Origin of the sequence: Hahella sp. CCB-MM4 (assembly GCF_002260525.1) — a bacterium.
Lineage (GTDB): Bacteria > Pseudomonadota > Gammaproteobacteria > Pseudomonadales > Oleiphilaceae > Hahella.
Window position 1 is genome coordinate 491,009 of sequence record NZ_MRYI01000003.1, and the last position, 16,109, is coordinate 507,117.

A 16,109-nucleotide genomic window follows, 5' to 3' on the forward strand; every position below is an offset into this window, starting at 1 on the left:
GTGGATAAAAACTTTCTAGGCAATGGTGTCAACTATCCCTTCAGCTTTAGCAAAGGGATAGTAAAAAGTTCCGAAGGCGATGATCTTATCGCCCAATCCATCATGCAGATACTAAGCACCCGCAAAGGCGAGCGGGTGATGCGCCCGGATTATGGCTGTGGCATAAACGAGTTGGTCTTTGAGGCCAATAACACCGCATTGGCGACACAATTTGAGTTCCTGGTGCAGGATGCCATCGGCAAGTTTGAGCCTCGGGTGGAGTTGACATCAGTCAGAGTGGAAAAGGATGCGCACAACGGCAATCAGCTCAACATATGCCTGGAATATATTGTTAAAGCCGTTAACTCATCCAGAAACCTGGTTTATCCCTTCTACTTGCAAGGTACCTCGTCGTGAATCAGGACCCGGATCAGTGGCCGCTATCGCCAGGTAAAGTGGATCCGAGAAGCACTGCGGATATTTACCAGCAGGCGCTTGCCCTGGCGAAAATCTACTGTCCACAATGGAGCAACATCAACCAGCTTGAGGTGGATGAAGAGGACATCGGTGTTGTCCTGTTAAAACTGTTTGCGCAGCTAAGCAATACCTTATCACGGCGCTTCAACCTCATCCCCCATAAACAGCTATTAAGCTTTTATCAATTTCTTGGTCTGCAAGAGCAACTCCCCAAACCGGCACAGGTTCTTCTTTCCTATGAACTCTCGACCGATGTTACTCAGCCCGTAGTCATTCCCACGGGTTCGCAAGTTGCTTCCGCCAAAGACCAAAAGGTTATCTATGAAACCATAACCCCGCTTAATGCCACCAATATCCCGCTAATGGCAGCGTATACCATTTCCCCCGTTGATGATGGCTATATCGATTTGAGTGGCGTCGTCCTATCCAGGAATCAGTTGTTCAGCATTTTTGGCAGCAGCACCCAATACAAAGAAGAAATGCCGGAAAGCAGCATCGTGCCCTTCACCCATACACTCCATTTAAGCAGCAAATATTTTGACTACCACACCCCTGCCGCCCTGGTATTGAATATTACCTTCGCAGCCCCTTTTGATGAGCAGATAGCGAGTGATATTGATACGCTTTTTCGCTGGTTTATCTATGACGACAAGGGAGAGCGCCAGTTCCTGAATCCGGCGCCGCTGACCACAGTATCCGGCTCACTTTTGTCCCTTAGCTTTACCAAGTTACTTATTCCTGCAGCCATCGTAGAGGGACAACTCTGCAACTGGCTGGGTTGTCAGCTAAACCAAGATAAGATTCCCCTGCTTGATCAGCTGTCATCTCAACAGAGCAAGCAACAGAGCAGGCAACAGAGACATGCCAGCCTGGTAGGGCCGGAACAACCTCTGCTCGCACAAATCACGGATATAAAATTTGACCTTAGCGCCAGCAATCTTGCCTGGGACAAATTGTTTGTCAATGACGGGGAGGTTAGTGCACAAAAAGGCTTCTACATCTTTGGAAATAATCCAGCGGTAATGGACACCTTCTACTTCGGCAATAATGAAGCCTTCATCGAGGGATTTGAAGTCACCCTCTCCATGAACGTTAATCCGGGAAAAGGCAGTGATGACCTGAAGCTGGCATGGCAATATTGGGACGGCGAAGAGTGGCTTGATCTGCAAAGCAATACCACCGTCGAAAAATATGATAATGGCGCATGGCAACCCATCCCAAACCAGCAGATGATCTCCTTTGAGAGCGACACCACCTCTGTGAGCGATAGTACCTCGGCAACAGAGATAACCATTCGTTTCATCTGCCCGGCAATTGAGCAAACGAAAATAAACGAAGTGGCAAGTCGCTGGATAAGAATAAGGATCTTACAAGGAGACTACGGTAGCCGCTATGTGCTAACCCCCATCAATCTGGATGAACAACAACAGTTGGGGAACGACCTGAATTCAGAGCTGGTCAAACTAAGCAACAACTGGCAATCAGATGTGATACCGGACCAGAGTAACTTTCTACTCTATGAGTTGATGAAGCTGGCGAATTTTGAGAACAAAAACGTATCCTTGGAGAAAGGCTTCTTCTCTGCGCTTACCGACCTCATTACCGGCGATCCCTTAAAAGCACTGGAAAATCTACTGAAGAAATCTTCTGTCGATGATCTCTTCAACTACGACAAGGTTGTCACGGTCAAGGGGGCAGAAAATATCCTCAATGACTCCGGACTGAACAAGGTTAATCCCTCGCTGGACAGCAACATGGAGAAATACCTCTCCGAGAACATAACACTGGAGACCATTCTCAAATACCTTTCTGAACAAGGGTGGACCATCGCCAGCAAGAAAGACTGCGTCCCCCCGTACATGAATCAGATGACACTACAGTATAAAAAGAGCGCTGCAACGATCTCTGACACCATCACAAATAATAATTTTACGATCAAGGTTAACCCACCATTGCCCTTCTATCCGTTTTACAAAATCTGTGGGACACCGCTTTTTTATCTCGGTTTTAGCGGCCTGCCGTGTGAACAATTCTGGACAGCATACTTCTCTTTCTCCATTCCCAATCCGTCAAAACCGACCATTAATACCCAGAACTATGACGTACTCTATGAATACTATTCAAATCAGGGCTGGGAATCCCTGCCTGTCGACATCGACCAGACGGAAGGGTTAATAAAAAGCGGTATTATTACCTGGAAGCTACCAGACGCGGCCACTCCTCTCACCCTCTTTGCACTGGATAAGCCGCTGTGGTGGGTTCGATTTACCTTAGTACTCAGGCCCTTGCCAAAAGTAGATGACAGTGTAGAAGAGGCTGGAGATAACAAAGATAAAAAGTCTCAGGCGGAAGCACCTATCGGCATTGAGATGAAAGGCATCTATCCCAACTCAGTGTGGGCGGAGGGCTATACAACAGAATACAACAAGGTTTTAGGGACCAGTAACAAGACCGCCAATCAACAATTTCAAATCACCCCCTATCTGGTTTACCCCGAACAAAAGATAGAGATCAGAGAGAGCACCTATCCCGAACCCGACCAAGCTAAAATCATCAAGCTGGAGGAAGGTGCTGATGCGATCCGTATCGTCGACAACGGAGGGGTGCAGGAGATATGGGTATGCTGGCATGCCGTACCGAATCTAAGGCTCTCCACTCCTAAGTCAAGGCACTACACCATTGACTACGAAACCGGCACCATTCAGTTTGGCAACGGCGTACAGGGAATGATCCCCCCAGGATTGAAAAACAACATTGTCGCCGCAGAGTTTCGCCGTGGGAACAACAATGCGGATATGCCAAGTGCAAACCAGCTCACTAAGCTGCTTAAAAACATCCCGAACGTAAAATCAGTCACAAATTATGAGGATGCCTACGGAAAACAGGGCCAGGAAACGATAGAGCAATTCCTGGAGCGCATTCCCAAAAACATAAAAACCCGGGACCGGGCGGTAACATTAGAGGACTTTCAATTACTGGCGCTTCAGTCGACCAATCTGGTTGCCCGGGCCAGCTGTTATCAGAATAAAACCACCCCCCACTATATCGAGGTGATTATTGTTCCAAGTCACCAGTACGGCAGCTACTACCCAGGTGCCCAGCTAACGGAAAACGTACTCAATTATCTTCAGGATAGGGCCCTGCCGACACTCAAGCAGCAGATTATCATCCGTGCCCCCGACTACCAGAAGATAGATGTCCATGCCACCATCGTCATCCAAAGCGGATTTACCCAAACATCGGTTTACTCTGACCTGCAAGCCGCGCTCAGCCAGTTTTTTGATCCGGTGGAAGGGCAATACGATAGCAAGGGATGGGACTTCGCCTCGACAATTTACACCTCACAGGTAAACGGAGTAATCCTCAACGTACCAGGTGTTACCGGAGTCTATTCATTGAAAGTGCTCCCCTATTTGGCTGATAGCGGTACAACATCACCGGTACCTGAGAATGGCCCAGGCCCTGCTAATGATCCGCAGATAGATGACGACAACAGCCACGGACAAACACTAAACTTTATCAAACTCAACAGCAAAACTCTGCCGCTGCCTGGCAACTTCGACATCCAGTTTGAAGAGCCTGCTGCACCACCTGCACAGGGAGGTGGCAATGGCGATTGAAATACCGAATCTTGATGATCTCAGCTATCAACAACTAGTAGATGAATTGGTTCGTTCAATCCCCCAATACTCAAGCGATTGGACGGACTTCAATCCATCAGATCCCGGTATCACACTGCTGGAGCTATTAAGCTGGGTAAGCGAATCCCTGTTGTACCGGGCCAATACCATTACCGATCTGAGCTACTACAACTACCTGAAGCTGATTGTCGGCGAGCAATCCTATCCTCCAGAAGACAAATATCACACTGTTCTGCTGGATGCTGTAGAAAACTGGCCCATCCCCCAGACGGAAGAGGGTATTGCCGACGTCGCCTCCAAGGTCCAGGCATACTGGACATCCAGCAACAGAGCGATTGCGGAAGTGGACTATATGGCTCTCTCAGTAGATGCCTACTACACCGAAGAGGCTCGACAAAAGGGCGTCCTTCCCGACAACAGCATTAACTATCGTCAACTGGATTTAGATCACCTTCAACAGCTCAGACGAATCTTTATCGATGCCGATGTCCAAGTCTGCAGTGCAGAGACGGTAAAGCGTATCGATATTATCGTCAACACCGCTCCTGATATCTCATATACCGAAAACGATTTTGGCCCCCCAGCTCAGCAGGATAACCAGGATTTCCAGCTAAACGTACCACAGATGCTGATGGCGATTAAAAATTTCATTGTACCGAGAAGAGCGCTAGGCACCCTGCTTCAAGTACGGCAGGTGCACTACACCAATATCGACTTAATGGTCCATATCAAATTCAGCAGCTCTAGCAGGTCAGAACTGGTGATCAGTGCGATCAAGCGAAAAATAAACCAATATGTCAGCCCCTTCTACGGGGGACGCAACAATAACGGCTGGCCGTTGGGAGACCCCTTGGTCAGCTTCGACCTTATTCGCCTGATTGGCGAAGTGGACGGCGTCGAAATGGTGGATCGCGTCCTTCTCCACAGTTACAAACCAGTTCCCACTAGCCCGGGACAATCCTCTGATCAGCAAAAGAGCGTTGAAATAGTGGATAACAAAAAGGAGATGCAGAAACTGGTAAAGGTTGTGAGAGCTGAAGATATCCAGAATCCAGCGTTCTCATCGGTGATCGTTAAAGAACTTATCGGCACCGTTAACACTGAAGTGGTAGCACTGGCGCTGAATTCGCAAAGCGATCTTCAATCAAATAATCATCAAACAGGAGACGGGCTATGAGTGATAACCCTATCTCCAGCTATCTCGATCTTCTGCCAGTCAGCTTCACGTATCAGGATGATAATCTGAACCAGGACCTGGCAGGCTTTTTATCGATTTTTGAAGCACTACTGACACGAAAAGAGTCCCTTCCCCAAGAGTTCGGCATGGAGGGGTTGATCTCCTACGGACGTATTGTCGATAACGCATCACGCTACTCCGACCCGGATCAAATACCACTATCACTATTTGATGACCTGGGCCCCTGGATGGCTCGCTGCCTGGGTGTTATGCCACAGCAAGATTGGAGCTACTTCCAGCTTAAGCAGATGATCAAGCAGATTATCCCAATCTACCGTATTCGCACCACCAAATCGGGAATGGAGGCGCTGTTCACCATATTGACCACCTATCCTGCCCAGGTCATTGAGATATTGGGCAGTTTCGGTATCGGCTTTTATCGCAAGCCGATTACAGACAATCCGAAAATCTTTTTTTGCTCAGGCCGTATTGGTGAAGTGGCCGGGCAGTCAAAAAAAGAGAACATGATTCCCGGCGGACGAATGTTCGGTTGTTTCTTTATTATCAACCTAACGATTTCCGTATCAGGCCCCTATCCAGAACGACAAAAATCGCTCTTCAAACGGGTCAGCAACATCATCAGCTGTATCAATGCGGAAAAACCGGTGCAAACCCAGTATCAACTTAATTACACCACGACCCCACTTGAAGTGGGTGCCAGAGGGAGCTGTACCGTAGGTGTCAATACATCTCTGACCCTGCAAAAGGAGACCCACACCATCAATAGCTGGTGTGAAGATATTCCCGCTGAACTGAGCAAACAGATCTATACCCAACAACCACAGCGTCTTCAGGAAAATCCATCATAGAGGTTATCATGGGTGAAAATAGCTACCCGACCAGGCTAAATTATTACAACGGCCTTTTTCTACAAGCCAGTGATTTTACCACTGAGCAGCAGTACGGCATGGATATGCTGGGCTATCATAATCAATATATCCATCAAGCGCTCGGAGTTGCCTCCGGCCTCACACTTAGCGTGAAGGAGAACAGTGTCACCAATAACGGCAACAACTCCAGCCAGTGGATTATCACCATCGCTGCCGGATTTGCTCAATGCCAGGTTAACGAGGCAAATACACAACCCTATTGCACCGGACTGCTGCTGCCCGATGAACTCAGTACTACAGCCCCGGAGGCGTTTAACAACAGCAGTAGTTTCTATGTCACCCTCACCTACCAGACCATCAAACAGAATATGGATCAGGACAAAGGGCCTGACTATATTCACATTGTGGAACAACCCAAGGTGGGCTTCAGCAGCCAGTCACCCGGTTCAGATAAGAGTCTTGTGATACTGGGCAAGGTTACCGTTGCCCCGGGGCAAACGCCACAGATTGACTATCAGGAAAAGTCCTTTATCTATGACATAAATACTGTTTTCGGTATCACCTCTCCAGGCTATGACCAATACAATCTGGTACTGAATGGCAACCTCGCCGCAAATGGCTCCCTCTCTGTCGGCAACCCAGGTGCAATCAGTTCGATGCCACCCGGGAGCGCACTGAAAGTCAGCGGGGGAATCTATGCCGATAGCCTGACCGCGACAGCCCAGATCAACTGCAATGGTGCACTGACTGCAGAATCCGCCACCTTTACCGGTAGCAGTCTCGACATCAGCAATGGCAATATCACCGCCAAGAGCATCGTAGTAAATGACTCCCTCACTACCACCGACCTGACCATTAACAATAACTTTGCAGTCAATAATACATTTACCGCAAATGGCGGTATTACCATCCCCTCCGGTGACTTGAAAATCGAGACCGGTAATCTGAATGTCAGCCAAGGCTCCGTTAGCGTTGCAGGAGATCTCAGTGGTAACAACCTGACCCTCACTAATGCCGTCAACGCCACACAGGGCACATCCCAATTTAAGGCGCTCAATATAAACGAGTCGATAACTGTCAATACCGCAGATATCAACTCAACGCTGAATGTCGGGGCATTGATCACCGGAAGCCAAGGATTAAACCTGAAAGGGAATGCAACCTTTAACGACAATATACAAGCGACAGATATCAGCGCGTCCGGCTATTTGACTGTTGACCAGAATATCACCGTCACCAACAAGGTCACCACAAAGAACCTGGAAGTCACCCAAGGCGTTAGCGTGGCAGAGAACATAATAGCCAAAGGCAATATCAGCGCAGCGAGCTTTACCACCACAGGAACCTTCAACAGTAATCAAGTCACAGCCGATACCAGCCTTGCCAGCCAGGGTGGAGCTGTCATCCGTGATTTCCATAAGTTTGTCAGCTGGGACCCGGTGAATAGCCCGATCACTTTTGACATTGCATCACTGAACAAAGCGCTGAAAACCAGCTCGCTAATGTATCGTATCGTTATCGAAGGGTGCAGCGATCTTGGCTCCATTCAGAGTGAACTATCCGGCATGCTTCAGGTCCAGGCACCAACCGAGCTGAATAACCCCCATGTAAACAATCAGGCACCGGGTGCGGTAGCGGATCAAAGCATTCAAAAGGGAAATCTGACGATTACGGTTAAGCCTGGTGAAACCAACAATGGCTTCCAGTGGCTGGGATTCACTGCCTCATTGTGGATGTTTATTGATGATGGCGGAGGGGCATCGTCATGATCGATCAGGCAATGCTTCTTGTCCGCAATACCTTGCGCCAGTTTATCCGCCTAAAGCTCCAGATCGATCAGATCGAAGAGAAGGTGGTACTGACGTCGGTTATTGATCAAAACGGGCAATCCACGATTCCTCTTAACTCGCTGGGAATCACTCTCTATCGGATCGTCGAAGATCGGGTGGTGGAGACAGAGTACCAGCCCAGTATTGCGCAGAGTGAATATGAGAAGATACTTCCGCCGGTCATTCTAAGCCTGGAAATTGTCATTGCCGCCAACTTCAATGACTACACCGAGTCACTAAAATACATCTCTGCGGCAATGGCCTGCTTTCAAAGCAAAAACTATTTTGACCATAGCAACTGCCCTGAGATGAATAAGGATATGAACCCTTTCGGTATAACACTGTTTACCCAGAATGTATCTGAACACAACCATACCTGGAGTTTATTCGGAGGGCGCTACATGCCGTCTGTCATGTATCGTCTACGCTCTATCGAAATACAAGAGCAGATGATCGAACATATCGACAGCGTGGTAGAAAGCATCGATATCATTATCAACAATCGCGACGGAGGTGATAATGATCACCTACCATAAACTCTGCCACTTTACCCTGGAGCATGACTACTATTCAGCACATCCACCCCGACTGCTGGAGATCAAGCCTACCCCCGAATGTCAGCGCTTGTTGCGCCAAAGCCGTGCCGGACTCAAGTTCGCGGATAATCAACTGTTGCTGTTCTGCGAGGTACAAAAATCACCCCGCGGGGAACAATACCTCGCCCCTGAGATATTACGCAGTACCCAGGCTTTTACCTTCGCACTCTACCCTGCGGAAGTGCCCCTAAAAGAGATATCCGAGTTCCCGTCCCAACTACCGCACAACAGCATTTTAAATCTGCGCAACAGTAGTTGTGATAATCAGCAGATGCCTTCGCTGCCGCCACCATCAGGCAACAATCCCTGGGAGAGTCGCGCCAACTGGCTCCCCTTACAAACAACTCAATTCACTTGGCCGATCCGCAATCATAGTGGCAGCTGGGTGATTCGCGAAGTAAACAGCGGCTGTGATTTACCAGCCGAAACGCTTAGCAAAACGCCCCAGGGCATCGCAATCAATCTTTCCGGCTATCCTCCCGGCGAATACCGGCTGTATCAAGACAACCTTTTGCAGAGCAGTTTCTATGTCGATCCCGCACTACAATGGCGCCCACCGCTGGCGGTACTCACCCTGCAGACAGGTCCTCTGGTAGCGTCTGACGGGCAGTTCGTCACCCCTCATAGCGGGGAGATTAAAGAGAAACAATTTGTCCTGACCATACCGGCCAAGCAAACCACCTGGCGCTATTTCGTCATCAAAAAATATCGTTCAGAACACGCCTTTGGAAAACTCACGATTGATAGCACCAATGACCGCTATCAATTTGGCGCTCCCCAAGCAGTCACCATCAAAAAGGGTCTGCCTGCCTCGCGGTTCGACTCACAAACCCCCATCCCCCTCTCAAGTGATGGCTTAGCAGGACTCTCTCTGCGCAGCAGCACTCAGGGGGTATTGATTGATCATCTTCCCTCCCCCGCAATGACACAACTGGTGGTTGATCAAAACCAAGCTTTCTCCGACCAGTATATCTACATATAGGTGGCGTCATGGAATATCGGCAGATCCACCAACCCTTTGCACTGGAAACCAAGTACACCGGGCTGCCAGATACCCAGCAGATACTGTCAAACGAGTTACAGTGGCTGCAGGCCTGTATCGATTACCGGATCCAGCTCTACTTTCAAGGCGATGAGGAAGACCCAGCCCCTTTTCCCCGAGCTCCGCAACTGCCTGAACGACACGCAGGTGAGTTTGCCAGGCTGCTGAGGCAACTCAATCTTAATGATGAAGAGAGACTGCTCTTTATACTAGCGCTCACCCCCCACATACAGCCCCAGCTATTGGATATTTTCTTTACTAAAAATGTCCTCTACGACCGCATCTACAGCGAATTTGGTGGGATAGCCGGGCGCATTCACGGTGGCTTTATTCCCACCATGGAGACAGCGCTTTTTATCCTTGCGGGTAACGATTTGGATAAACGGCTCGCCTTAATGGCCTTGTTTCGTCCACAACACCCGCTATACCAACAAGAGTTGCTGCTAGCTCCCGCGGGCCATCACGATGAGCCGATAAGCACTGCCCTGCTTGGTGTTCCCCATTCGGTCATTGAGCACTACCTGTTGGGCTTACGGGAAGTAACCCCAGGCTATAGCGACTTCCCCGCCACGTGCCTTAGCACAGAAAAAAACTGGTCTGATCTTGTGTTAACCACACAAACAGCCAATCAATTGCAAGAATTGGAGGCGTGGTTGCAGTTTGGTGAACAACTTATAAGAAAAGAGGGGCAAAAGCAGTTCAAACCCGGATACCGCAGCCTCTTCTATGGCCCCCCGGGTACAGGAAAAACCCTGACAGCCAGCCTGCTAGCACAGAAGTATGAGTGCGGTGTCTATCGCATCGATCTTTCACAGCTGGTATCAAAATATATCGGTGAGACCGAAAAGAATCTGGAAAAGGTCTTTCGGGAGGCGCGAAAAAAGAATTGGATCCTGTTTTTTGACGAAGCCGATTCACTCTTCAGCAAGCGTACCCAGATCAACAGTTCCAATGATCGTTACGCCAATCAAAGCACCGCTTATCTACTACAGCGTCTCGAAGATTGCCCCAATGTGGTCATTCTGGCCAGCAATCTCAAAGACAACTTTGATAATGCATTTATCCGCCGCTTTCAATCCTTTGTCTATTTCCCCCTTCCCGGCAAGCATGAGCGGCTCTGCCTATGGGAAAACGGCCTGAACCACAGCAGCCTGTTTTCTCCCCCGACCTTCTCTCTGGAACCACTTGCCCAACAGTTTGAGATACCCGGCGGTACGATCAACAATGTCGTGCGCTATGTATCGCTGATGGCACTGAAAAGAGAGTCTCGGGATATTCACATGGAGGATCTTGTTGAAGGCGTACGCCGTGAACTGGCTAAAGAGGGTAAGAGCCTATGAGCCCAGCCACCTCGACAGCAACGCCAAACAGCGTCAGCACCACTCAACATCAGGATGCAAGGAGTCTACGCAGCCAACCGGTTGTCGAAACGGTGCAGGCACAAAGTATTTTTGACAATCGCCTGGAGACCACCTCCCAACGGCGCCAGATCGAGGCGATGCAAGCCTCGCAGCCCAAGGCCAATAGCACCGGCCTGCCGGACAAACTGAAATCAGGCATCGAGTCCCTCTCCGGCTACACCATGGACGATGTAAAGGTACATTACAACTCCACAAAGCCGGCGCAGCTCAGCGCTTATGCCTACGCTCAAGGCTGTGATATCCACCTTGCCCCGGGCCAGGAGAGACACCTGCCCCATGAGGCTTGGCATGTTGTGCAGCAAAAGCAGGGAAGAGTGGCAGCCACTACGCAGCTTAAGGGAGAGGGCATCAACACCGAACATGCCCTGGAACAGGAAGCCACGTCCATGGGTGCGGCAGCAATGGATGCTCCCTCTCCTCCCGAAAATTCTGCTCCTTCTCCCCACGAAAATCCTGCTCTTTCTCCCCACAAAAATAATAATGAGGCCTCAGTCTTAAAACAGCGCCAAATCGCGACGCCTACCATTCAAGCCATGTTCAAACGAGTACCGGACACGAAACAATTTCTCGATGATGAAAGTGGTGAGGTTTACGAATTCTGTATGGAATATCCGAATGGCAACCTGCTGCTGAAAAACGACAACCACACTGCTGTCATCGATAAAAACGGCACTCTGTTGGAGAAGCATAATACTCATGTGGAGTACAACGAGGAGGAAACTGATGAACTTGAGCTTGACGAAGAGGACAACCCAACGCTGATAGATGAGAGCCAAAGTGAGCTTCTCTATGATCCTTACGGCACTGCACGGGAAGGGATCATGGAAAAGTTCAGCATTGGCAAGCTATCCACCGACTTTACCGCCCACGTCTCGCTGCTCCCCCTGAAATTCGGCAAGTTCACCTATATGAAATACGGCCCTTACGAGACTAAATTCGGTGCGGATATGATTTGGGTAAACAACATTTCTCTGGGTGATCAGGACCGACCCGAGACCCGCTTCGACAATCAGGAGTCGCACACCGTTTCGTGGACACTGGTACGCAACGGTATTATGGGGCTAGCCGGCCAAGAGCTGTCACAACTCCTTTCCTATCTGCAGAAAGCCTTCTCCGAGATAGCCGCCTTTATCCATAACGATGAAGGAGAAATACTGCTGCAAATGGTCACCACCCACAAGATCCTGGAGAGCATCGCATCCGCCTGGTTACCTATTGATATATGGCAACGCCTGGTCTCACGCCTGATCAAATCATATTTTCAGGTTTACCAGTTAAGTAGCGCGGCAACCTATAAACGGGGTCTGGCCAAAGGACATGGTGAAGCCCACGCCAGGAAAAATTTGGAAGAAGATGAGTTAGCAGCACGGGAGCAAGGCAACACAAAGCGTAAAGTTGGCGCGATAGCTATCGATGCCGCTAAGTTATTGGATGTCCAGTTCAGGCTTCAGTCTTTGGGAGTCGATGAATATGCCTTTGCCATCTATCACTGGATTGACATGTTACAGCATGCCTACCCCCACCTAATGACCTTATACCAGGACGATATTACCAAGAAAATATTGGAAAAAGAGGTCAGCCCATCGTTCAAGCAAGCATTAAATATAGACAATGAACAGGAGTATACGGTCAGAGATCTTGTGGAAAGGGCCCATAAGGTAGAGCAGGCAACTATTGGCAAACATTTGGCACTGAATCAGTTTGATATCCCGCATATTGACCTTGAGCAACTGAATACCAGCTTTACTGCCAACGTAACGCTTCAGCCCGACTTCACTCAAAAAACTCTGGAAAGGCAGATAAGCGATAGTATAACGATTCCGTCATTTGTCTGCGGCATCACTGATCTCACTATAAAGGAGATTGCAATAAGCGATTCTGACCGGCCGAAAACCAAGTTTATTCAGGCGCAGAAATCCCACACTGTACCCTGGACCCTCTCCCGCAACACTATGATGAGTTACCAAGAGAGAAAGGCAACGGAGCTTGCTTCCTACCTATACAAACGAAGTCAGGAGTTAGAGCAGAACATCTCTAACTCAAAAGGAAAAGAGGTCGCGGATACCCTCTTCACACTGATCAAAAATAATGCGGAACGCCTCTTACCTGTTGATGATTGGCATGTGCTGTTCAGCGAGTGTGTACGACTCTACATGATCGCGTATCAGGTGGCGGATTCCACCACATATGTTAATCCCAATGAAGGAGATAGAGCACTGGGACATGGCGAAGGACCTAATATGGCGGTATTGCGCCGAAATGAGTTCGCTATCGAGAACTATAGAAAAATAGTCGATAGTGAAGAGCGCATCATTAAGGCGATTACAGGTATGTTTGATGCGCAGATAACCTCAAGCCTCAGCGCCAGGAGCATCAAAATCGCATTCGAATGCCTGCAAGAGCATATCGCCTTCTCCTTCCCCTACATAAACAAATACTTTGCCAAAACAGCCTATACAGAAATGGGAAAATCGACGGTTGATAGCAACGGCACCCTATTACAGAGCATTCTGGATGATGATTCACTTAGCATCGATAGCTCGGGATTCTTAACCTTAGATTTCGATGATGCGGTTGACCTTGATACCTACACCTTCCCTGAAGATTCACTGGTGACCGCCGAAGGCACCATTCGGAATGAGGCAATGGGTCAATTCGTCACAGCCTATCGTGCCGATATCGCCACTACAGCCACCTACCTGACAGAAGCCGAAGGGAACCTGTTGGCACAACATCTAGGCATTCAGCTCGGTATCTACCAGCAACTACCCGATGGCTACCAGATACTGGAGAACCCCGGTCACGGAGACTGCCTTATTCACGCCCTGGTACAAGCTTGCGCAATGCTCCATAACACCCCTCCTCCCCCCAAGGCAACCACCGAACAAATTACCGAGCTAAGAAAGTGGCTGGCAGATCATCTCCCGCAAAATGAAATAGAAAATCTGATGATTGCTGCCGTTGCCGGCTATATCAATGGACAACCTGAGCCTGGCCTGGGTCCGTATGTTATTGGTCTTCTTAATCACATCTCTGTGCAGGCTGCAAGGAAGATTAAACAGGATAAAGAAATCGAAGATCAGGAAAAGGAGAGCATGATGAAGGAAAGCCAACAACAGTTCCTCTCCAGTAATACGAGTACAGTTAACAGTAACAACACGATGGTTGAGGAACCACCGATACTTGCCGTTTCAACCATCGGCATAGGCCTGAATAATCCCAACATTGCCCTCCTACACCAGGGAGCTCACTATCGTGTTATCTATAAGCCGTAACTCAGTGTAGTAACACGTGCCGGATAAGGAGATAACCATGCCACGCTCATCCTATAAAGAACCAGGCACCACGCAATCCCCCACCCTTCGCCCACGTGAAGAGACGTCGCCAAGCCGTGCTGTACAGATCATGCCAATTACCAATAAGCGCGCGCAAAGCTCCATGCAACAGGCGCAAATACAGCTAATGGAAAAAGCGACTGTGCAACGTCAGGCCAATCAGACAGGCTTACCTGACAGGCTTAAATCAGGTATTGAGCAGCTCTCCGGCTACAGGATGGACGATGTCAGAGTCCACTACAACTCAGATAAACCGGCACAGCTGAATGCACACGCCTACACCCAGGGAACGGAGATCCAGATTGCACCGGGCCAGGAGAAACATCTGCCCCATGAAGCATGGCATGTGATTCAACAGAAACAGGGGCGTGTTCAGGCAAATGCTCAGTTCCGCGCCCGTATCCCCATCAATAATGATACCGCACTGGAAAGAGAGGCGGATATTATGGGGAATAAGGCTCTGCGACACCCTCCTTCATCGGCCGTCCAGCTTAACAGCGATGAATCCATGTCATTAGTCCATATGCCACCGATTCAATTGAACGGTGACGGCGACAGCAATGCGGACTACAGTAAAAGCCTCTCCCTGATTGATAAATTCAAGCCCTATGCCCATACCACCGGCACTGTTCTCAATATGGCGGGTTTCTCAATCCTCTGTTGCCTGGCAAGAAAGCCTCAATATACGAAGATGAGCTTCAAGATGTTTAGTCGGGAGCTGCCCAAGGATTTCCTAAAATTAAAATTATCTTTGCTGTCGATCGGCGTCGGCAGTCATTTGATGGGGGCCAACAACAGCCTTGGCGCACTTACTCAAGACACCCCCTTTGATATGCAAGAAGCACTTACTCCTGGTCAGGATATCTTCAATTGGATGTACGGGTTCGGTCAGCTGGGCCTTGGCGCTACAATCGGCTATAGAGGGTTGATTAAAAATCTAGGGATGTCCTCACTACCCATCCGCAATATCGGCTTTATATTGCCCGCATTGTTTATGCAGCAACTTCTTTCATCAGGGAGCACGTTGATGGGCAATGAAGGAGGATTAGCGGAGGTCATTCGTCTACAAAGGGGTAAAGACAAACGTTCAGATCAATTCCCTCACTCAGCTCTGAAAGAGAATGCTAATGACGTTATCTCTCAAGTGGTATTTATGATAGCGCTAAATAAATTGAGATCCGCCTCTTTGGCGCCAAAAATGCCTTTCTTCGAGCGAAGACGGCACATGCTATATGGTGGGGCCGGCATGTACACGGCAATAAATCTAAGCCCTGTCACGGGCATGTTGCCTCTTTTGATGGGGGATGATCCATCAAATGTCCATTTTAATCCCAAGCAGAATCCACTCGATCTCTCCCGATCTATCATTGGCAGCGGCAGTGCTGGCATGGGAATATCTTACATCCTGAACAGTATGAGTCAGAGTGAGAGAAGAAAGTTCTTTGCCCGTTTACGTATGGGTAGTTTTGGTGCTACTTCACTCTTTGCGGGTTTAACCTTTCTACAGATTATGCCAATCGTTTACATGCTGCTGCATAGCAAAGGGGAGGATGAAAATGAACCCAAGATCTAGTGTCCGGATCAACACAAAAATCAGACAACCAGACCCTTGGACGGAAAAAAATTCTATCCGGCTCCAGCTCAGTCACATATTTCAACTGCGCTTTCAATAGATCAGCACAGGCAGGAGTGGAGTTAGAGTTTTTAGGTTTTAATGATTAC

Annotated in this window: 10 protein-coding genes; all 10 read left to right on the forward strand. The window is 49.0% G+C overall.

Going from position 1 to position 16,109, the window contains the following annotated elements:
* Genes BTA51_RS09320 through BTA51_RS09365 form a run of 10 tightly spaced genes read left to right on the forward strand, consistent with a single transcriptional unit; the run spans position 1 to position 15,960 of the window.
* Positions 1–396 carry a GPW/gp25 family protein gene (locus BTA51_RS09320; RefSeq protein WP_094707158.1) on the forward strand — a complete coding sequence of 132 codons (396 nt, stop codon included), beginning with the start codon at positions 1–3 and terminating at the stop codon, positions 394–396.
* Positions 393–4,076 carry a baseplate J/gp47 family protein gene (locus BTA51_RS09325; protein ID WP_094707159.1) on the forward strand — a complete coding sequence of 1,228 codons (3,684 nt, stop codon included), beginning with the start codon at positions 393–395 and terminating at the stop codon, positions 4,074–4,076. Before BTA51_RS09320 ends, BTA51_RS09325 begins: the two co-directional genes overlap by 4 nt.
* The gene (locus tag BTA51_RS09330; RefSeq protein WP_094707160.1) at positions 4,066–5,274 is read left to right on the forward strand and encodes a hypothetical protein; all 1,209 of its coding nucleotides are present in this window, start codon (positions 4,066–4,068) and stop codon (positions 5,272–5,274) included. The genes BTA51_RS09325 and BTA51_RS09330 overlap by 11 nt, the downstream gene beginning before the upstream one ends.
* Positions 5,271–6,143, forward strand: a complete 873-nt coding sequence (locus tag BTA51_RS09335; protein ID WP_094707161.1) for a hypothetical protein — start codon at positions 5,271–5,273, stop codon at positions 6,141–6,143. Before BTA51_RS09330 ends, BTA51_RS09335 begins: the two co-directional genes overlap by 4 nt.
* 8 nt (positions 6,144–6,151) lie before the next feature.
* Positions 6,152–7,933: a hypothetical protein gene (locus BTA51_RS09340; RefSeq protein ID WP_094707162.1), complete on the forward strand. Its 1,782-nt coding sequence runs from the start codon at positions 6,152–6,154 to the stop codon at positions 7,931–7,933.
* Positions 7,930–8,529 (forward strand): DUF4255 domain-containing protein, encoded by a 600-nt coding sequence (locus tag BTA51_RS09345; protein ID WP_094707163.1) that lies wholly within the window; start codon positions 7,930–7,932, stop codon positions 8,527–8,529. The genes BTA51_RS09340 and BTA51_RS09345 overlap by 4 nt, the downstream gene beginning before the upstream one ends.
* Positions 8,513–9,571, forward strand: a complete 1,059-nt coding sequence (locus BTA51_RS09350; protein ID WP_094707164.1) for a hypothetical protein — start codon at positions 8,513–8,515, stop codon at positions 9,569–9,571. The genes BTA51_RS09345 and BTA51_RS09350 overlap by 17 nt, the downstream gene beginning before the upstream one ends.
* 8 nt (positions 9,572–9,579) lie before the next feature.
* A complete protein-coding gene (locus BTA51_RS09355) occupies positions 9,580–10,971 on the forward strand; it encodes an ATP-binding protein (RefSeq protein ID WP_094707165.1) in 1,392 nt (463 codons plus the stop codon).
* Positions 10,968–14,327, forward strand: a complete 3,360-nt coding sequence (locus tag BTA51_RS09360; protein ID WP_094707166.1) for a DUF4157 domain-containing protein — start codon at positions 10,968–10,970, stop codon at positions 14,325–14,327. The genes BTA51_RS09355 and BTA51_RS09360 overlap by 4 nt, the downstream gene beginning before the upstream one ends.
* 37 nt (positions 14,328–14,364) lie before the next feature.
* On the forward strand, positions 14,365–15,960 hold the full coding sequence (locus tag BTA51_RS09365; protein ID WP_094707167.1) for a DUF4157 domain-containing protein: 1,596 nt from the start codon (positions 14,365–14,367) through the stop codon (positions 15,958–15,960).
* Positions 15,961–16,109 lie beyond the last annotated feature (149 nt).